This is a genomic window from Flavobacterium micromati, assembly GCF_900129585.1.
Taxonomy (GTDB): Bacteria; Bacteroidota; Bacteroidia; order Flavobacteriales; family Flavobacteriaceae; genus Flavobacterium; species Flavobacterium micromati.
The window spans coordinates 256,359-276,158 of sequence record NZ_FQWF01000003.1; the positions used below are offsets into that span (position 1 = coordinate 256,359).

The 19,800-nt window shown below is 32.5% G+C and carries 19 protein-coding genes; 2 read left to right on the top strand and 17 right to left on the bottom strand.

The genetic code is table 11. The annotated features are described in order from the left end of the window. The first annotated feature begins 51 nt into the window (after positions 1 to 51). Positions 52 to 1,257 carry a tetratricopeptide repeat protein gene (locus tag BUB42_RS04855; RefSeq protein ID WP_073017758.1) on the top strand — a complete coding sequence of 402 codons (1,206 nt, stop codon included), beginning with the start codon at positions 52 to 54 and terminating at the stop codon, positions 1,255 to 1,257. Positions 1,258 to 1,441: 184 nt separating this feature from the next. Further along, positions 1,442 to 2,485, top strand: a complete 1,044-nt coding sequence (locus BUB42_RS04860; protein ID WP_073017760.1) for an o-succinylbenzoate synthase — start codon at positions 1,442 to 1,444, stop codon at positions 2,483 to 2,485. A 530-nt stretch (positions 2,486 to 3,015) separates the two neighbouring features. Here the strand turns inward: BUB42_RS04860 and BUB42_RS04865 are convergent. The 17 genes from BUB42_RS04865 to BUB42_RS04935 form a co-directional block, all read right to left on the bottom strand. Further along, on the bottom strand, positions 3,016 to 3,402 hold the full coding sequence (locus tag BUB42_RS04865; protein WP_073017762.1) for a hypothetical protein: 387 nt from the start codon (positions 3,400 to 3,402) through the stop codon (positions 3,016 to 3,018). A gap of 1 nt (position 3,403) precedes the next feature. Then, positions 3,404 to 3,751, bottom strand: coding sequence for a hypothetical protein (locus BUB42_RS04870; RefSeq protein ID WP_073017763.1), 348 nt, complete (start codon positions 3,749 to 3,751; stop codon positions 3,404 to 3,406). Between the two features lie 49 nt (positions 3,752 to 3,800). Further along, positions 3,801 to 4,127 carry a YtxH domain-containing protein gene (locus BUB42_RS04875; protein ID WP_073017765.1) on the bottom strand — a complete coding sequence of 109 codons (327 nt, stop codon included), beginning with the start codon at positions 4,125 to 4,127 and terminating at the stop codon, positions 3,801 to 3,803. A gap of 27 nt (positions 4,128 to 4,154) precedes the next feature. After that, positions 4,155 to 4,307 carry a lmo0937 family membrane protein gene (locus BUB42_RS16195; protein ID WP_139257287.1) on the bottom strand — a complete coding sequence of 51 codons (153 nt, stop codon included), beginning with the start codon at positions 4,305 to 4,307 and terminating at the stop codon, positions 4,155 to 4,157. Between the two features lie 46 nt (positions 4,308 to 4,353). Next, positions 4,354 to 4,506, bottom strand: coding sequence for a lmo0937 family membrane protein (locus BUB42_RS16200; RefSeq protein ID WP_139257289.1), 153 nt, complete (start codon positions 4,504 to 4,506; stop codon positions 4,354 to 4,356). A 28-nt stretch (positions 4,507 to 4,534) separates the two neighbouring features. Beyond that, a complete protein-coding gene (locus BUB42_RS04880) occupies positions 4,535 to 5,158 on the bottom strand; it encodes a porin family protein (RefSeq protein WP_073017767.1) in 624 nt (207 codons plus the stop codon). A gap of 187 nt (positions 5,159 to 5,345) precedes the next feature. Next, the gene (locus BUB42_RS04885; RefSeq protein WP_073017769.1) at positions 5,346 to 5,807 is read right to left on the bottom strand and encodes a sll1863 family stress response protein; all 462 of its coding nucleotides are present in this window, start codon (positions 5,805 to 5,807) and stop codon (positions 5,346 to 5,348) included. A 283-nt stretch (positions 5,808 to 6,090) separates the two neighbouring features. After that, positions 6,091 to 6,297 carry a hypothetical protein gene (locus BUB42_RS04890; RefSeq protein ID WP_073017771.1) on the bottom strand — a complete coding sequence of 69 codons (207 nt, stop codon included), beginning with the start codon at positions 6,295 to 6,297 and terminating at the stop codon, positions 6,091 to 6,093. Positions 6,298 to 6,402: 105 nt separating this feature from the next. Next, entirely contained in the window at positions 6,403 to 7,284 is an 882-nt protein-coding gene (locus tag BUB42_RS04895) for an MlaD family protein (protein ID WP_073017773.1), read from the bottom strand. An 18-nt stretch (positions 7,285 to 7,302) separates the two neighbouring features. Next, complete coding sequence (locus tag BUB42_RS04900; protein ID WP_073017775.1) at positions 7,303 to 8,079, bottom strand: ABC transporter ATP-binding protein; 777 nt, start codon at positions 8,077 to 8,079, stop codon at positions 7,303 to 7,305. A gap of 1 nt (position 8,080) precedes the next feature. Beyond that, the gene (locus BUB42_RS04905) at positions 8,081 to 8,872 is read right to left on the bottom strand and encodes an MlaE family ABC transporter permease (RefSeq protein ID WP_084118285.1); all 792 of its coding nucleotides are present in this window, start codon (positions 8,870 to 8,872) and stop codon (positions 8,081 to 8,083) included. A 295-nt stretch (positions 8,873 to 9,167) separates the two neighbouring features. Beyond that, positions 9,168 to 9,608, bottom strand: coding sequence for a hypothetical protein (locus tag BUB42_RS04910; RefSeq protein ID WP_084118286.1), 441 nt, complete (start codon positions 9,606 to 9,608; stop codon positions 9,168 to 9,170). 323 nt (positions 9,609 to 9,931) lie between these two features. Beyond that, the gene (locus BUB42_RS04915; protein WP_073017777.1) at positions 9,932 to 11,311 is read right to left on the bottom strand and encodes an OmpA family protein; all 1,380 of its coding nucleotides are present in this window, start codon (positions 11,309 to 11,311) and stop codon (positions 9,932 to 9,934) included. A 64-nt stretch (positions 11,312 to 11,375) separates the two neighbouring features. Then, entirely contained in the window at positions 11,376 to 11,849 is a 474-nt protein-coding gene (locus BUB42_RS04920; protein ID WP_073017779.1) for a Dps family protein, read from the bottom strand. A gap of 302 nt (positions 11,850 to 12,151) precedes the next feature. Continuing rightward, entirely contained in the window at positions 12,152 to 13,246 is a 1,095-nt protein-coding gene (locus BUB42_RS04925) for an alkene reductase (RefSeq protein ID WP_073017781.1), read from the bottom strand. Between the two features lie 161 nt (positions 13,247 to 13,407). Then, positions 13,408 to 14,790, bottom strand: a complete 1,383-nt coding sequence (locus BUB42_RS04930; RefSeq protein WP_073017874.1) for an NAD-dependent succinate-semialdehyde dehydrogenase — start codon at positions 14,788 to 14,790, stop codon at positions 13,408 to 13,410. 713 nt (positions 14,791 to 15,503) lie between these two features. Next, positions 15,504 to 19,736 carry a CheR family methyltransferase gene (locus tag BUB42_RS04935; protein WP_073017783.1) on the bottom strand — a complete coding sequence of 1,411 codons (4,233 nt, stop codon included), beginning with the start codon at positions 19,734 to 19,736 and terminating at the stop codon, positions 15,504 to 15,506. Between the last annotated feature and the right edge of the window lie 64 nt (positions 19,737 to 19,800).

The following is a 19,800-nucleotide window of genomic DNA, read 5'->3' on the forward strand; positions in this document are numbered from 1 at the left end:
AATGAAATTGTAGTGAAGTAATCTGGGATAAAAATCTCGTTAATCAACAACATGAATATTAAAAAAGAAATTTTTCTATTATTTACAGCAATAGTATTTCAGTCTAGTTTTGCGCAAAAAGACGGTTATTGGGACAAGACACGAGCGACAACCGAAGAAATTACGGTTTCTGCTCGGGACAGAATTATAATAAAAACGCAAGATTTTCCGGAAGGAACTACAGAGGTCGTTTTTAGAATTACACTTTTAGACAAAAACCAGCAAATGGCAAATAGCTTAGTGTCGGTTTTAAAAGCAATTCCAGATCCCACAGGAATCAGCCAAGGTTCAGCAGGAGCGGTTTTTATTCTATCAAAAATTTCTGGAGATGATAAATGCAAATACGCGGTATTTTCCAACGAAAATTTGGCAAATAGCTACAAACAAAATGGAAAAACAGATGCTGCTTGCTTAATTCAAGACGCGCCTGTAAGTAAAGATGCAAAGTTACTTTCAGCAGATAAATCTCCTTGCATGAAACTAAATGCAGCAAATTTATGGTTTGGTTTTGAAAGCAAGAATTGGATCATGAATCAAAAAGTCGTTCTTGAAGTTGTGCCATGGGTGGATAACAAATTGAGTCGGGGTTGGACTGCTGAAAATAGAAAGTTAATTATTGATCAATGTAGAACATCCAACTTAGCTCAGAAAATGAGCAATTCAGATGATTTTTGCGTTTGCATTCTCGACAAAATCCAATCAAAGTACAGTTTTAAGGAATTCCAAAAATTATTGGCTTTGGAGCGTGCTAAAGCGTTTAAAGATTTTGGCGATAGTTGTTTTGGCGAAAGCAATCTCTCAAAAAGTATTTATGATGATCTGCGCAAACAAGCTTCAAGTTTAAATAGGAAAGGAAAGTACGGTGAAGCTATTAAAAATTTTATAACGATAATTAATGACGGAAAAGCAACTGCTTTGGATTATAATGCGATTGGTGAGAATTATCTTTTAACGAAGCAATATGGAAAAGCGATTAAATTCCTTAAAGCAGGCGAGAAGCTTGACGATACAGAGTTGTTGCTTAAATTAAATTTGGCACACGCCCATTTATTGAATGATGATTATGCTTTGGCGAAAGCGATTTACAAAGAATACCAATCTCAAAATGTTACCGATAGCTTGAGTTGGACGCAGAAAATAAAACAAGATTTTGGACTGTTTAAAAAAGTGGGAATCCAAAATAAAGATTTTGAGCGGATTTTGCGGATTTTTGATTGACGTTTTTTTTAGTGCTTAGTTTTTAGTTCTTAGTCCTCAGTCCTCAGTTTTAGTCCTTAGTTGTCAGTCCGTAATATTTTTTTTGGAAATGAGACTTAGATCTTATTCAAAACTCTTAGACCACTATTTAAAAACCTTTACGAATCCTTTAAAATTTTTATTAATTTTTGTGGTTTAAAAAAATATGAAAGCAACTTATCATAAATACATTCTTAATTTCAAGCGCCCCTCTGGTACTTCACGTGGGGTAATGAATACAAAAGAAACCTGGTTTATTATTTTAGAACAAGACGGAAAAAAAGGAATAGGCGAGTGCGGTATTCTGCGAGGATTGAGTATTGACGATCGACCTGATTATGAAGAAAAATTACAGTGGACTTGTGCTAATATTCATCTTGGTAAAGACTTGCTCTGGGAGGCATTATTAGAGTTTCCATCAATTCAATTTGGAGTCGAAATGGCGTTTCAATCTGTAGCAAGTGAGACTCCTTTTTTGTTGTTCCCTTCGGAGTTTACTGATGGTAAAAAATCAATGGAAATCAATGGTTTAGTTTGGATGGGTGATGAGGCTTTTATGAAGGAACAAATTGAAGAAAAACTAGCGGAAGGTTTTCGTTGTATCAAACTCAAAATAGGAGCTATAGATTTTGATAAAGAACTGCACTTGTTGCGGTTTATTAGGCGGCATTTTACTCCGGAACAAGTCGAAATTCGGGTTGATGCGAATGGTGCTTTTAATTTAGATTTAGCTTTAAATAAAATAACGCAATTAACTGAATTTGAGTTACATAGTATTGAACAACCTGTTGCGAAAAACAATACTAACACTATGGCAGAGTTGTGTAAATTGAGTCCTTTACCTATTGCTTTGGATGAGGAATTAATCGGCGTATTTAATGAAGAAGATAAAGAGAAATTATTAGTAAAAATCAAGCCTAAATACATCATTTTAAAACCCAGTTTTGTAGGTGGCTATCGTGGAACACAACAGTGGATTTCAGTGGCTGAAAAGCACAAAATAGGTTGGTGGATTACCTCAGCTTTAGAAAGTAATATCGGTCTGAATGCAATTGCACAATGGACATTTTTACAACGGAATTTAATGCCGCAAGGACTAGGCACGGGCGGACTTTACACAAACAATTTTGATTGTCCTTTGGTTGTTTTGGATGGGGAATTGTGGTATGAAAAAAAATTGAAATGGGAGTTTGATTTTGAGTTCAAATAGTGGTAATCATGGTTTTAACAATGATATAATTTAATGGTAATTAGCGAATTTTAATTGCGTCAGTTTTCTCATTGATGATTTAGGTTTTACAAGCAAATTGCAATGTAGAGAATAAAATAATAAATTTTTAGCTAGATGGGAAAATTCAGTGCTCATAAAATTTCGTTTTATTTGCTTAGTAAAAGATTAATTACAAATTTTTATTTTAAAGGGCAAGATTTGGATTTTTGTAGTACAACAACGAACATTTACTGCAAATTATTTAAGTATTAAAAAATAATTAATACTATTCATGTTTTGAATTTACATTTAAAAAGAATTAAAATTTGTCAGGTTGAGCACAACATCATGATTGTAATGAAATACCAAACGTTGCTTGTAAATCGAACGTAATCTTGACTGCGCTCGATTTGACAAAAACATGACAGTAATTTCATAGACTATTTGGCATAATACAAGGCTCTAATTTAAAATTACAATTTATAAATAAAAAAAAGGATAGCATTTTGCTATCCTCTAACTGTTTTGAATTACGGTAAAGTCTTAAAATTACTCAAGTCTTGAACATTGTGAATACTGTTATCAATCGATTTTTCTGTTTTTTTAGTGACAACGTTGGTAATCGCAAGTTGAAGCAAAGTACCTAAGACTTTTTTAAAAATATTAGGCGTTGATCCTAGTAAAACTTTTTTTGTCAAATATCCTGTTCCAATTCCAACAATATTGCTAACAACACTTCCTTTAAAGTCAGCTGTGCTAGTCAACTGATTAAAGGAGCGTTTCAATATATTTATTGGTTTTAAATGCTCATATGTATTACGATATTGCTCTTTTAGCAGGTCTAATTGTCCCGCTTGTTGCATTTTCAATAATTGTATGGCTTCTTGTAAAGTTTCGGTGTGATTGATGTTGTTCATACTAATTTTTTTTAAGCATTCTAACAATAATAAAATTTCGGATAGGGGTTTTAAGTGCCTTATCTTTTACGATATATAAAATAATTGCAACGAGTAAATAGAAACTGGAAACGATAAAAAAACCATAGTATGCTTTCCCTAGAAATTCTCCCACCCACAACGATAAACCGATGTTGAATAAAAATGCAAATAAAACAAAAACAATAGAAACCACTATCCGAGAAAGCAGTGATGATGTCACATCAGCGGCCTTATCGACTGCTTGCAGCTTCATCAGTTCAACTGTTGTCCTAGTATATTCTTCTGCTTTTTCAAAAAGCATTTCTATTGTTGATGTGTTATTTTCCATCTTAAAAATATTGTGCACTTATCTTAAAATTAGTCAATTGAAAAATAAATTAGCTATTTTTAAATTCATTTTTAGCATCATTGAATTGCGATTTACTTTCAGAAACGAAATCTTCACCCTGGCTTTTTGCCTCCTTGAATTTAGATTTTCCTTCTGCAACTATATTTTCTCCATCTTTCCAAAGCTTTTCATACTTATTAGTAATAGATCCTAAAAGAGTGTCAAGTTTATCTTTTAACTCATCTGCATAATCATTACTCTTGTCCATTATTTTTTTGCGTGTGTCGTCGCCTTTGTCAGGAGCAAAAAGAACTCCTAATAACGCTCCTATAGCTACTCCACCCAAGACTCCTAAAATTATTTTATCTGATTTCATAATGTTATTTATTAATTGTTGATTAAATTAAACGCTTCTACCAGAAATTAATCTGAAAAGAATTGCAATTACTGCAATAACAAGAAGCACGTGAATAATAGATCCTAGGCTAAAAGCGAAAAATCCGATCGCCCAAAAAATTACAAGAATGACTGCGATTGTATAAAGTAAATTTCCCATGTTGTTTGTTTTTAATGGTTATTAATATAGAAATTGTCGTTAATATTTAAATTTTTCTGCCTTGTATTACTCTAAAAAGTATAGCGATTAATGCTATGACTAATAATATATGAATGATCGAACCCACACTATAGGCAAAAAATCCAATTGCCCAAAAAATCACTAAGATTACGGCAATAGTATAAAGTAGATTACTCATGATTTCTAGTTTTAATGAATAACTTCACTTAGTTTAGTCTCAAACCGATGTATGCGCTTAAAACACTATTTTTAGCATCCGATGAGAAAAAAGCATTGTCTTTTCCTAATTTTGTTAATCCGTAATTATAACGAACTCCAAAGTTTAATGCATCTAAATCGATTCCAAGGCCACCAGCTAGTCCAGCATCAAACTTGTTGAAATCATTAGTATCTAATTCTCTTTGTGAAGATCCAAAATTGGAATCATTAGTTGTTCTACCACTTACCATATAAGCTGCGTACGGACCAACGTGGATATTAAAGTTTTCAGTAACGTTCATTACTAATAGTATAGGGACTTCAATATAGTTTACATTAAATTTTGCCGTTCCTTGTGCAAATGCATTGTTGTAAACAAGTTCTGCTCCTTTAGTCGTATAACTAATCTCTGGCTGAATTGCTATACTATTTGTTATCGGAAACTTTGCATATAGTCCAGCATTAAAACCAGTAAGCACATTGTTATCATCTACATTGTCTGTGTAAAGATTTGAAAAGTTAAGACCACCTTTGAAACCAAACGAAGCCACTTTATCTTGGGCTTGAGCACTGGTGAAAGTAAATAGGCTCATTAAAGCAGCTGCGAAAATTAAATTTTTTGATTTTTTCATTTTTGTTATTTTTTTGTAGATTTATTACGTTACAAATATCTACATCTTACATAGGGTTTTTGTTACAACACTTTTTTATAATGTTACAAGATTCACACATGAGGTATTATTGTTTCCTGTTTGCTATAACAAAGCCATTTGTCAATGATTATTAAAAGGGCTGATCTTTTAAAAACAGCCTTAGTATTTATTTATTATCTACCGTAAAATTTTTCAGCGAGCGACCTAAATCGTCCATATCGCGGTTGTATTCTTTTTTAAATGTTTCCCAATCGTCGCTCGCCTCATTCTTATAAGTATTAACCTTTTCTTTAATTTCTCGGTTTTTTTGTTCCAAATCATTAATTTTTTTAGCGTATTGCTCGTCCATCGATTTTCCTGTTCTTTTCATCTGCATTTTAAGATCAATAATTCGTTTTTCATTTTGTTCGACTGTAGCGTTGGTACTTTCTTTAAATGATTGCCATTCTTGTTCTGTTGCTGTTTTTCTAGCATTGGCTAATTCTGTTTTGGCCTCATCTAAATCAGTTTTGGCCTCATCAACATTTTCCCGTGCTTCTGCTTCTTTTTTAGTTGAATCTTGACAACTTGTTATAAATGTGGTTGCTAATAAGGCAACCGATGCAAATTTTAAAAATGATTTTTTCATGATAATTAATTTTGTTTAATATTATTTTACTGTTTTATTAGATCGATTTTAAGCTAGCAGAATGGTATTTATTATTTCTAGATCTTTTAATTTTGAAGACTAACCAATTAAAAGTAGAAAATTTTATTACAAAGCTCATTCGCATTTTTATAAATTGTTTCAGAACTTTTTACACTTTTCGCTTCATTTATAGCTAAATTCAGACTACTCAAACTGTTCCCCACAACAGTTTAAAATGAGTAGTCTAAGATTTTAGCAAATTTATTTTTAAGCATAGTTCCTTTTATTCATGTTTAAGACCATATTTAATAATGATATTTTTTAGTGACTGAGCATAATCCACCAAAGCTTTATTATTTATGTCGGGGCTATTATCAACCGGAATTGCTAATGGTGTTTCGTCTAAATATTTTATAAGTTCTGGATACTCATTTCGTATCATTGTGGTGATTTCTAAAATTTCTTGGTTTAATTGTTCCTCTGTTTTCATAGTAATTATTTTTTGTGGATAAATGTAGTTAGTGTTTCCAAAAACGCTCTACAGAACTATTCCTTGTTTAAATTAGTGACATAAAGGATCCTTTTTCGATTGGACTCACAAAGAATCATTTTCGACTCCAATTTTAAGTTCTTTTTTCATTTCAATTTCTTCTAAATCAGCTTGTTCATCTTGTTTTTTTTCTTCTCCTTTCTTCTTTTTCTTGAAATAACCTCGCAATAAAAAGTTATTCTTTGCCGCTTCAATTACTTCATTCATTCCTTTCGTTGCAGTTTTTACATTCGTTAATGATGAATCGATTACTTTTCCCAAACGCTGATCACTAACTAATTTTGAAAGTGCTCCCTTTCCATCGTTCATTTTTGTTGTGAATTTTTTAAATTCCTCTGTGCTATTTTCAAGGTTTAAAGCTGTTTTTTTAATGCTATTACCAAATTGCTCATCAGAAACTAATTTAGATAATGCACCATTTCCGTTATTCATATTATAACTAAATGTGGCCAGTTCAGTTGAAATTATGGCCGCATTATCGACGCTTTTTTTTACGCTTACCAACAAATCATCCATTTCTACCGATTCTTTTGACACTATATTATCATTATCCTCGACAACTATTTTTGAAATTTTTCCTGCTGAGATCGTTAAAACTTTATCACCCATCAAACCATCAGAACTTATGCTGGCAATGGCGTCCTTCTTAATGAATTTACGCACTTCATCTTTTATTACTAGTTTAATAACTACCGAAGAATCAGTGAGAAATTCTATTCCGTCAATTGTTCCAATATTAATTCCCGATAAACGTACGTTGTTGCCAACTTCGAGCCCGTTAACTGATTTAAATTTTGAATTCAATTCAAATGTAGATCCAAACAGATTTTTTTGTTTTCCAATAAAATATATCGTGCCTATAAATAACACTAAACCTATAATTACAAACATTCCCAGTTTCCACTGGTATCCAGTTTCTTGTTTCATTTTCTTATTATTAAAAATTTATAGAAAAAAAGATCGAACCCATTCATCATCGCTTTTTTCTAATTCATCGTACGTTCCTTCGGCATAAATCACGCCGTCTCTTATTATCATCAGTCGGTTCCCTGTAAATTTGGCGCAAGCCATATCATGTGTAATTATGATTGATGTAGTTTTATACTTTTTTTGAATCTCTACTACTAACTCGCTTATTTCCCTTGAGGTGATTGTATCTAATCCAGTTGTAGGTTCATCGTATAAAATGATTTCGGGTTTAAGAATTAAAGTTCGTGCAAGACCAATTCTCTTGCGCATACCGCCTGATAATTCAGATGGCATTTTATCAATAGCTTCGATTAAACCAACGCTTTCAAGAATATCCTTAATTTGCTCCTCAACTTCATTATTTGAAAGCTCTACTGAATGACGTTTTAAAACAAAACCTAAATTATCTCTAACACTCATCGAATCGTATAAAGCAGCATTTTGAAAAAGAAAACCAATACGAACTCTTGTTTTGTTCAACTCGGTATTATCTAGTTTGGTTATATCAGTACCAAAAACATTAATTTCTCCTTTATCAACTTGGATAAGACCAACAATACATTTGATAGTAATTGATTTTCCTGAACCTGACTTTCCTAAAATAACAAGGTTTTCGCCTTTTTTCACAGTAAGATTTACTCCTTTTAACACTTCATTTTTCCCAAATGATAGATGTAAGTCCTTAATTTCGATAACAGGAATAGTCGCTTTTGCAACAGCAGCATTTTTATTGTTTGTAATTACATTTTCCATATTATATTAATAGATCCGTTAATTGCACTGCAATCATATCAATAATGAATATGCTAAGTGATGCTGTAACTACAGCAGAATTTGCCGCTTTTCCAACGCTTTCAGTTCCATTTGCCGCATTGAAACCTTTATAGCAACCAATCATTCCTATAAAAAATCCAAAGAAGAAGGTTTTAATAGTAGCCGGAAAAATATCTGAGAACTTAATCGATTGTAAAACTTCGGCTAAATAACGATATAGACTAACTTCACTGTGAATATTCATCCCCATATAACCGCCTAAAATACCAACGGCATCAGCGTAAAATACAAGTATAGGAATCATTAATGTAGTTGCTAATATTCTAGTCACTACTAGATATTTAAACGGATTTATGGCCGAAACTTCCATAGCATCAATTTGCTCGGTAACCTTCATTGAGCCTAGTTCAGCACCAATTCCTGACGAAACTTTACCTGCGCAAATTAGTGCGGTGATAACCGGAGCTATTTCCCTAATAAGCGATAATGCGACCATGCTAGGAAGCCATGACTCTGCGCCAAACTTAGCAAGCGTAGGTCTTGATTGCAACGTAAGTACTAAACCCATTATAAAACCTGTAATAGTAACTAACGGCAACGACTTATAACCTATAATGTAACATTGTTTAACAAATTCCTTCATTTCGTAAGGAGGTTGAATCGCTTCTTTAAAAAAACGAAGTGAAAACAAGGTAACATTCCCCACATCCTCGCCGATTTCCTTGAAGTACTGAATTAAATTTTCTTTTTTTTCAACAAATGTTGTATTCATTTAGAAATCAATATTTAATTTATTTTTACATTTTACTAAACTATTTATCGTTATGGTTGTCAATCATGACTTTACGCTTTGTTATTTCCATTTATAAAAATAATTCGATTACAGGTTTTTGACAAAGACATAACAGTTTTTATTTCTGGCAAAAGCATACCTCAACCTGCAAATTATTTTATTAATGAATGCTTTTCGAGCTTAATAATCCTCGCGACACTTACTCTAGACCAATTTAAAACTGCACTATTTTAATGCTCTTAAATTTGTAAACTATCAATAAGTACGATGGCCGCTAAAAATTTTTTGTCGTTAATATGATTTGTTTTGCTGGTTGCTGCGTATTTTGGTCATTTTCGGCTGTAATAAATATTTTTACTGGTTTAAAAGAAGTGACCGTTTCAAATTTAGCTTTGAGTTTAGATGATATAAATCCTTTGTCGCTCTCTATTTGACCTATGTTTTTATAAATACGATCCTCTGTTTCGACCCAAACCAGATAAACTTTTTTAGCTGGTTGCAGGCGATTAACCTCGGCAAGATTTGAGATGCTAATACTTATAGCGTAATTATTATTATTATCTTTTTTTAGAGATACGTTACCTTGTGCGGCTGGAACAACGGTTGATTCTTCAAAAGGAATATTTTTTTCACATGCAAAACAAATTGCAACTAATGCTATCAAAGCAGTAATTCTACTGAGCTGTTTTAAAAAAGAGCGTAATGATTGATTCATAATTATTCACATTAAATCCTCCTCAAAATTAAATCTTAAAGCAGTAAGAAATGTTACATCAAAAAAAGTATAATTTATATTATTTACACATCGATTATTCCTTTTGTATTGCGAATATTTTAAAGATTAAAAATCCACTTTATCTCATAAACTTTTGATGATTGCGCTATTTTAGTTTACGAGTGTTAACGATTATTGTTATTAACGTTTGGCAAATATTATTGTAAGCTGTAAATTTTAGTCAACCACCGTATATAAAAAAGGGCCGTTGTTCCCAACAGCCCTCAACTAACTAAATAAAAACCAAACCTAACTTTCTTATTTTAGTAACTCATTTTCAGTTCTACCCTTCTATTTTTTGCTCTACCTAAAACTGTTGAATTTGTTGCAATAGGTTTGGTTTCTCCAAAACCTATGGCGGTAATCCTAGTTTCAGCAATTCCTTTTTGGGTCAAATATTCTTTTACTGATTCCGTGCGTTTTTGAGATAATTCTAGATTTAAAGCATCGCTACCGTTGCTATCAGCATGTCCTTCAATTGTTAAATTGGACGCATCGTACTTATTGATTATAGCTAATAATTCATCGAGTTGAACTAATGAACCTACCTTTAATTTAGCGCTGTTATTTTCAAAGAAAATTTTACTTCCTAAATAAGTAATTCTTTCAATATCTTTTTTTGCAATTTCAGGACATCCTTTATTTTCTATTGTTCCTTTTTCGGTAGGACAGCGATCATCATTATCAGCTACTCCATCTCCATCTTCATCAGGACAGCCATTTAAGCTTGCAGAACCAGCAACATCAGGACAATTATCAATTCCATTTTCAACACCGTCATTATCAGTATCCATTGGACATCCGGTCGCATCAACTTTTGTTCCTGATTTTGTATCTGGACATTTATCAGCTGAATCAGTTACGCCATCTTTATCCAGGTCTGGACACCCATTCAAAGAGGCTAAACCTGCAACATCTGGACACTTATCTAAATAATCAGCTACTCCATCTTTATCTTTGTCAAGCGGACAACCATTTTCATCCACACTTACACCAGCAGGTGTATTAGCACAAATATCTTTGCGATCTCCCACGCCATCATTATCTGCATCTTTTTTATCGCCTAAATTAAAAGTTAGCCCTGCCATATGCGACAAATACGCATCTTTTTTCCCGTTATCATCAATACCATCTCTCCGATCTTTATTTGAAAAACTGAAAGTTTCTTGCAAATTTAAAGTTATAACATCAGTTAATCTGATATTGATACCACCACCAACAGTAGGAAGCGCATAATCAATTAGATCTTTGTCAAAACTTAAATCTTTATCAAACAAAATTGCGCCAACTCCTGCAAATACGTATGGTCTCAATATTGATTCTGATCCCGTCATATTAAATCTCAAATTTAATGCTACTGCATTAAAATCAGTGTTGAAGCTTCTTGCAGTACCATCGTTATAGCCTATTGTTCCTTTGGATGCCAAAAAATTTAAATCAAAGTAACGACCTAAGTATCTGGAAACAGAAATTCCTCCAAAGCCGTAATATGCTTTATCAGTTTTATAAAAATTGTTTCCAAGATCACCTTGATACTGGGTGACACCGCCGTGAAGACCAATATTCCATTTTTTATCTTCGGTTTGACCTTGCGTTAGGAGTGTAAATGCTAAGCATGAACACAATAAAATAATTTTTTTCATCGTTTGTCTTTTTATAGTTTAATCTAGATTCAATAAGTATGAGTTACGTTTTTAAATAATAATTTTATTCTAAATATCTTCGTAACTTCCAAGCCATTGTTTCATGGTCTAACATCAATCTAGTGAGGAAATCTGCTGTTCCAGTATCTTTATTGTCCTCTTCACTACTATCAACATCTTTGCGCATTTGAACAATCATAGTTTCATGATCAGCAATTAATTCTTTTAGCATATCTTTTTGCTCAGGATATTCATTTGGAGACTCCTTAATTACCGTTAGATCAGCAAATTCTTTTAGGGTTCCAATAGTTTTTCCACCTAATTTTCCAATACGTTCGGCAGTTTCATCTATTGCTTTTTCTAATTTTTTATATTGCCCTTCAAACAAAAGGTGAAATTCCATAAAACTTGGTCCATAAACATTCCAATGGAATTTTCTTAATTTTACGTACAAAGTCATTTGATTTGCTAAAGCAGAACTTAACATTGAGATACCATTTTTTAAATGCGCTTCCGTAATTCCAATTTTTACTTTCATAATTAATAATTTTTCAATTTATATTATTTTTAAAGTGACCATTTACATTTGTGCGTATTTAAAATCTCATCACAGAAGTAAATTTCTCAACAAAGGTCATTTGAATAGGCTACAAAAGCATTATATTATTATATAAATAAGTTGCAATATTCACATGTATTTCTTATTAAAAAACTTAAAATCAATGAGTTAATAAAATAATAATTCGCTGATAGTCTTATCATAAACCCATCAAACAAATAAGCGTTTAAAATTGCTTTTTAAAAGCTTAATTATTTAACTAGCCAAAAAATTATCTGGTACTAAAATTTACTTTTATATATTGGATAATCAGTATATCCTTTTGAGTCAGCAGTGTAAAAAGTTTCTTCATCGAGATTGTCAGCTAAAGGCAAATTGTTTTTGAAACGATTCACCAAATCTGGATTATTGATAAAAGGTCTAGCAAAAGCTACTAAATCAGCTAATCCACTTTCCAAATCTGTTTCTGCACGATCGATATCATAGCCACCAGAGAGAATTAGATTATTTTTAAAATTATCCCGAATCACCTTTTTTATTTCAAGTGGAACTTCTGGCGCACCCATGGCGGAATGATCAACTAGATGGATATAAGCAATATCAAGTTTATTCAATTCTCTAGATAAATAATCATACGTTTCTTGAATTTCAGAATAATGCGGCATATCACTTGCCACACCGTAAGGAGAGAGACGAATACCTGTTTTATCTTTTCCAATTGCGTGTGCAACCGCTTCTACAGTTTCTAGTACAAATTTGCAACGGTTTTCGATACTTCCCCCGTATTCGTCAGTTCTAATGTTACTTATTGGTGAAATAAACTGTTCTAGTAAATATCCATTTGCACCGTGCAATTCTACACCGTCGAAATTAGCAAATAAAGCATTTTTTGCGGCAGAAATATATTCGGTTTTAGCATGAATTATATCTTGCAAACTCATTTCATTTGGTACAATAAATTCTTGTAACCCCTTTTCATCGGTGTACATTTCTCCAGCAGCTTTTAGTTGAGAAGGCGCAAAAATCGTTGCATCTTTAGGCATATTCAAAGGATGGCTTATTCGACCACAATGCATCAACTGCACAAATATTTTACCCTCTTTTTCATGAACTGCATGAGTAGTTTTTTTCCAGCCTTCGACTTGTTCAGCATTAAAAATCCCAGGTATTCTGGGATATCCTAAACCATTTGCTGATGGCGAAGTGCCTTCGGTAATAATTAAACCAGCTGCTGATCGTTGTTGATAATATTGAGCCATTAACTCATTAGGAATATTATCAATAGCGCGCGATCTAGTCATGGGAGCCATCACTATACTATTTTTTAGTTCGATGTTGCCTATTTTTTTTGGTGTAAAAAGTTTGTCAGTTTTCATATTTTCAAAATTAAATTTATGTTATTTTAATCTCGTTTTGCAAAACTATTGATCTTATAAAGAATAGCGAAGAGGTTCAAATTATCACAACAATTATACGTGCTCTATAAAAAAAAAAATGGTAGCTCAAAAACTGCACTACCATTTTACTTTATTGATTTTTACATTGGATCCGAAAGTCCGCTGACGCGAATTAATTTCTTATTCACAAATTCGTGTATGCCTAACTCTGATAATTCTCTCCCGTAACCTGAATTTTTAGTTCCGCCAAATGGCAAATCGGCTTGTGTCCATGTAGGATGATTTATAAAAACCATACCAGCATCTATCTTACTTGCAATACTCTCCCCTCGATTTATATCTTGCGTGAAAATAGAACAACCTAAACCGTAATCAGAATCATTTGCTAGAGCAATAGCCTCTGCTTCATCTTTTACTCTATAAAAAGAGGCAACAGGCCCAAAAATCTCTTCATGATAAGCCAGAATTCCTGGTTTTAAGTCGGTTAATATTGTTGGTTCTACAAAAGCTCCTATTCTATCAGACCGTGTTCCGCCTATTAAAATCGTAGCACCAGCATCTACTGATTCTCTAATTTGATCAATAATATGTACAGCTGCTTCTTCGCTACTCATTGGACCCAGTTCAGTTTTTGGATCCATTGGATCACCTACGATGAGGTTTTCCATTTTTTCTGTAAATTTTTCAAGGAATTCATCAGCAATAGCTTCAACTGCAATAAATCGTTTTGAAGCCACACAACATTCGCCATTGTTGTTAATACGTCCTATAACAGCCCACTCAACTGCTTTATCAATATCAGCATCTTCAAGTATAATAAAAGCATCATTACCGCCTAATTCGAGTACTGATTTTTTTAAATATTTTCCAGCTTCGGCGGCAAAAGAAGCTCCTGCGGCCTCGCTTCCAGTCAATGCAACGCCTTTTATCCTTTTATCTGAAACTAATGCCGAGGCTCTCTCTCCTGATATATATAAATTAGTATATAGTCCATTTGGCGCGCCAGCCAGCGTAAATAAATCTTCAATCGCAGCAGCGCATTGCGGAACCATAGAAGCATGTTTTACAAGAACCGTATTTCCTACCATAAGGTTTGGCGCCGCAAATCGAGCCACTTGGTAGAAAGGAAAATTCCAAGGTTCCACCCCAAAAATAACACCTAAAGGACTATTACGAACGTAAGCACTCCCAAATTCGGGATCTAAATGTTTATCGGCTAAAAACTCTTCGGCATTTGTTGCATAATAATCAAAAATAGCCGCACTTAATTCAATTTCGCCTTCGGCTTGAGCAATTAATTTACCCATTTCTAAGGTGATAGTTGCAGCTAACTTTTCTTTGTGCTCTCGCAGCAATGAAGCCACCTTATGCAAGATCTCGGCACGTGGTTTATAAGTTGTTTGTTTCCAAGTTGAAAATGTTTTCTCTGATTGTGCTATTAACACATCAATTGTTGTATCTGTCATTTCGTCAAATGTTTGTACAACTTTATTTGTAAAAGGATTAACGGTTTGAATAGCCATTTTTTTGTTTTTAAATGAATTAATAAAACGTATTGCTAATGCTATTTTCAATTTATTTAATTGAAAATACTGTAATTCTGTTTTGCACGCGGCAAATTAATGCAGCATGGAAAATTGTTTTAGAATAAAAAAGCGATGTTACAAAGTTCAACTTAATTAGAACAAAGAATTTATACAATCTCTTTTAGTAGTTGTAATATTCACATATTAACTTGATAAAAATGGTAATGATACCTTTACTACATGATAGAATTATTAGCGGTACAGACTTCTAATAATTTCGATTTTTAATTGCGGTCTCGTTTAATTGGGATTTAAAACAGATTGATAATTGGAATATTATGAGTCGCTCAATAACAAAATTTGATCAACCGCTCGAAAAATAATTTTATTTTATAGGGGTCTTATAAATGTTTTAAAATCAATAAATTAATTTTTAGAGAAATCATTTTAATCGTACAAAGGGAAGTGATTTGTAGGCAACTGTAAAAAGTTCATACAACTTGATTATCTTCAATTCAAAAATTGTGATTATAAATGTAAAAATTAAAAAATAGCAAATTCAGGAATTTTATGGATTAAAATAGCTGGTTTTGAAATGAGCTAACTACATGAAATTTTGATTTCGAAAATTTGAAGTAATGATAAGTATTAACAATTAGAACGTAAAGAAAAATTAATTTCAACTATAATTCTTTGTCTACTAAATGTTGTTAATTAGTAAACTCCCTAATTTTATTTAAAAGTAGTTGCGTATCTAAAGGTTTTGCTATGTAGTCATTCATTCCTAAACTTTGACATTTTCCTAAATCAACTGTTGTTACATCTGCAGTTAATGCTATTATTGGCGTTGTTATTTTCATCGTTTCACGAATATATTTTGTTGCGTCATACCCATTCATCGTTGGCATTTGCAGATCCATCAGGATAATATCATAGGTTGATTTTTGTAACATTTCGATCGCAATTTGACCATTACTAGCAATATCATATTCTAATTTAAAATCACTCAAGATCGTTTTCATTAATAGCTGATTTATAATTACATCTTCAACAATTAAAACCTTTACATTATTCAAAGCACATTGTAATTGTTCTGCATTAATTACTTTTTGATCTATAATTGTAGTTTTTTGAAAGGGTAGAGTGAAACGAAAAGTAGTTCCAATATCAATTTTACTTTTTACTCTAATGTTTCCTCCCTGAGCGGTCACTAATTGTTTTACTATTGCTAGTCCTAATCCTGTTCCACCGTGTATTCCTGCAGTTTGATTGTTAGCTTGTTGAAAGTTTTCAAATATCAAATCGATATTCTCTTTTGGAATTCCTATTCCAGTATCTGTGATTATGAATTCAATTATTACTTTGTCTTCATCTTCAAAAACTAGATCAGTGCTAACAGTTATTCTACCGTCACTGGTAAATTTTAATGAATTACTTACTAAGTTTAAAATTATTTGTTGCAATCGAACTAAATCACCTGAAAGAATCTCTGGAATATTTCTATCGAAATGTGTTATTAATTTTAAATTTTTCTCCTCAATTCTTGTCTGAAATAATTTCAACATAAGCGCAATTGCCTCTGTAATTTTGAATGGTTTTTTTTCAAAAATCATTTTTCCTGCATCAACCTTGGCTAAATCGAGTATGTCATTTATTAAAGCAATTAATGTATCTCCACTTACTTTTATGGCGTTAAGGAATTCTATTTGCTTCTCTGATAAAGCAGTTCGCAGCAGTACGGCGGTGAATCCAATAATAGCATTCATAGGCGTGCGAATTTCATGACTCATATTAGACAGAAATTGTTGCTTTGCTATAGTTGCACTTTGGGCAGTGACCGCAGCTTCCTCTGCTATTTGAGTCGCAGTTTCTGCTATTGTTTTTGCTTCAATAAGTTCTGCTTCAAATCTTTTTTGATCTGTAATATCTCTGGTAACAAATACTAGACCTTGAACTGTTCCTTTGTCATCTTTATAAACCGAACCATTAAGCAAAACGTCAGTCAATTTACCGTTTATGTGACGTAATTGTAGCGGAGCATTAGTGACTAAACCATTAGCGAGTACTTCTTGATATGCGCCAAATGCTTTCTTGGGTTCCGAAAAATAACTAAAATAATTTGAACCTTTTAATTTTTGACGTGTTTGTCCCGTGCTGTTGATCATGGCATTATTCATGTCAGTAATTTGGCCTTCACTATTTACCGTTGTCAACGGATCAAGACTTGCTTCGATTAAACTCAAAGAAAACTTTTCTTTGATGTAGTAATGAGAACGATCAGTGATGTCTTCGATAGCAAGAAGGATTAGTTGCTCACTGCTCGATTTTTGAATAATTAGATGCGCATTTAACAACATTATTTTTTCACCTATCCCCGAAAATGTTTGTGTCACTTCAAAATTTTCAAAACTTGTATTATCAAAAATGATTTCATGCAACACCTCGCGAAGTTTTTTTATGTTCCATTGTTTATCCCCCAAATCAAATAGGATTTTCCCTTCAGTTTGCTCTTTGTTAACTTGGAATTTTTTGTAAAACGATTTATTTGCTGAAATTACCTTAAAATTCTTGTTCAAAACAAGCATCGGCTCGTGAATAGTTGCGATAATAGCCTCCGAATATTTGTAGGATTCTATTAATAAACCATGCCGTTTTTGCAATTCTTGGTTGGTACATATCAGTTCCTCATTAGTAGCCTCAATTTCCTCTTTTGATGTTTCTAATTCTTCGTTTAAAATTTGAAATTCTTCATTTGACGATACAATTTCTTCGTTTGCCGCTTGTAATTCCTGATAGAGATTTTCTTGCGTTTCAAAAATTGAAATCATCTCAGCTCTCACATTACTGAGCTCATCAGTGAGTTTTTTTATTTTTAAATCTTTGAGTGTGGTACTACTCTTTCTACTTAAATTAGCATTATTAAAATTTTCAAATTCCTCCTGGGGTTTGAATACAATTAGTAACAATGGTTCATCCCATTGAATTGATAGTAAACTCACTTCAAAAGACAGTAATCGTAAAACCGATTGCACTTTTATTTCAAAACCTGTTTTAATAACTTTTTGCTTTGTTTCAAAAACAGTTGTTATTGCGTTTCTGAGTTCAAAAGCAAACTCTGGTCTGGCCATTTTTAAAATATTAAGACTCGCTTTTCCAGTTGAATGTTCAAGATAAGAGGCTATATCACCCCTAAATTGCAGAATTTCCATGTCCTTATTAATAACCGCACAAGCGGGCATATAACTTGCCAATAAAGTGGAATCAATTGCGTTTTCAATATTTTCCTGACTTACACTGAGAATTTTAGAAGTAAGACTTATTTTTTTATTAGTAAGGTTAGATCGATTAAAACGTGGTATTAATTCAGGTATTTTTTTTACAGCTAGATTATTTTTTCGGGAATAAATTTTAAAATTATCATTAATTAATGTAAAAAGGGGAGAGGATGTGCCAATACTTTCGGATTTTCCTAACATTAAATATCCCGTATTTTGCAATGCAAAATGTAACGAAGAAAAAACTTTTTTTTGTGCAACTGCATCAAAGTATATAAGGAGATTACAGCAGCTAACAAAATCCATTCTAGAGAAGGGAGGGTCATGCAAAATATTATGAGGCGCAAAAACACACATTTCCCTAACTTCCTTTACGATCTGGTACGTATCGTCAGTTTTTGTAAAATAACGACTTAAATATTTTTTAGGGACAGTTTTAACTTCACTTTCATAATAGTTTGCAGCTCGCGCAGCTGTAATTGCTTTTTCACTTAAATCTGTTGCAAAAATTTGAACGGGAATTCTAGTAGCAGTTTCCCGCTGGATTTCGGCAATAATCATTGCGATAGAATAGGCTTCCTGTCCTGTAGAGCACGCTGGCACCCAAATTCTTAGTGATTCATCGTCATTCTTGCTTTTGAGAATTTTTGATAGAATGTTGATTTTTAAATATTTAAAAGCATCTTTTTCCCTAAAAAAACTTGTGACATTGATCAAAAGATCGGTGTATAGAATTTCAACCTCATTATTTTTTTTCGCTAAAAGCGATACGTATTCGGGTATGGTTTCGATTCCATATTGTTTCATTTTATGAATAATCCTTCTTTTGATCGTAGGTAATTTATAATGGCTAAAATCTACCCCCGTTTCTCTTACTAGCAATTCAAATATCAAATCTAAATTACCTTTCTGGTTTATGTCTGCAACTTCATTTTCATCGCTTTCATTTTCGTCACTTTTGTAGTCAATACTCTCATTTTCAAAACCTTCAATTTCGGTACTTTTATTATCTATGCTTTCATTATCGGTTTTTTTGTTAGAAGGCATTCCTACTTTGCTTATTTTAACGATTTCTTGAGCAATAAGATCTGGAGATAAAATAAAATCTACACTGCCAGATGAAATGGCTGAATTAGGCATACTTGTAGCTTTTGCAGTTTCATCTTGTGCAAAAGTTACACCACCAGCATCTTTTATTGCTTTGAGTCCAATCATGCCGTCATTTGCGTAACCAGAAAGTACGATTCCAATTACGTCTTCATGATGCGTTTCGGCTAATGTGGAAAAGAGAATATCAATAGAAAGGGTAGGACTATTTTTCTTAATGCGTGGAAGCAGTTGAATGTGACCATTTACAACTTTAATTATTTTATTTGGTGGAATAACATAAACGGTGTTAGGTTCCATTTTTTCCATATTATCAATTTGCTCAACTTTCATTTGGGTAATCTTTGAAAGAATTGGAGTCAATAAGCTTTTATGGTTTGGACTCAAGTGCTGCACATAAATAAAAGCCATTCCAGTATCAGTAGGTAAATTTTTTAATAGTAAACTAAAAGCTTCTAAACCTCCTGCTGATGCACCAATAGCAACTACAGTAAACGGATGTTGACTACTTTTTTCATGAACTATTGCTTCAGAAGCAACTTTTTTTGCAGATGGTTTCATGATATGAAAACTATTTTTTAGTTTTTGATTTAAAAAATAAAGTAAAACTGGATTTATAATTATT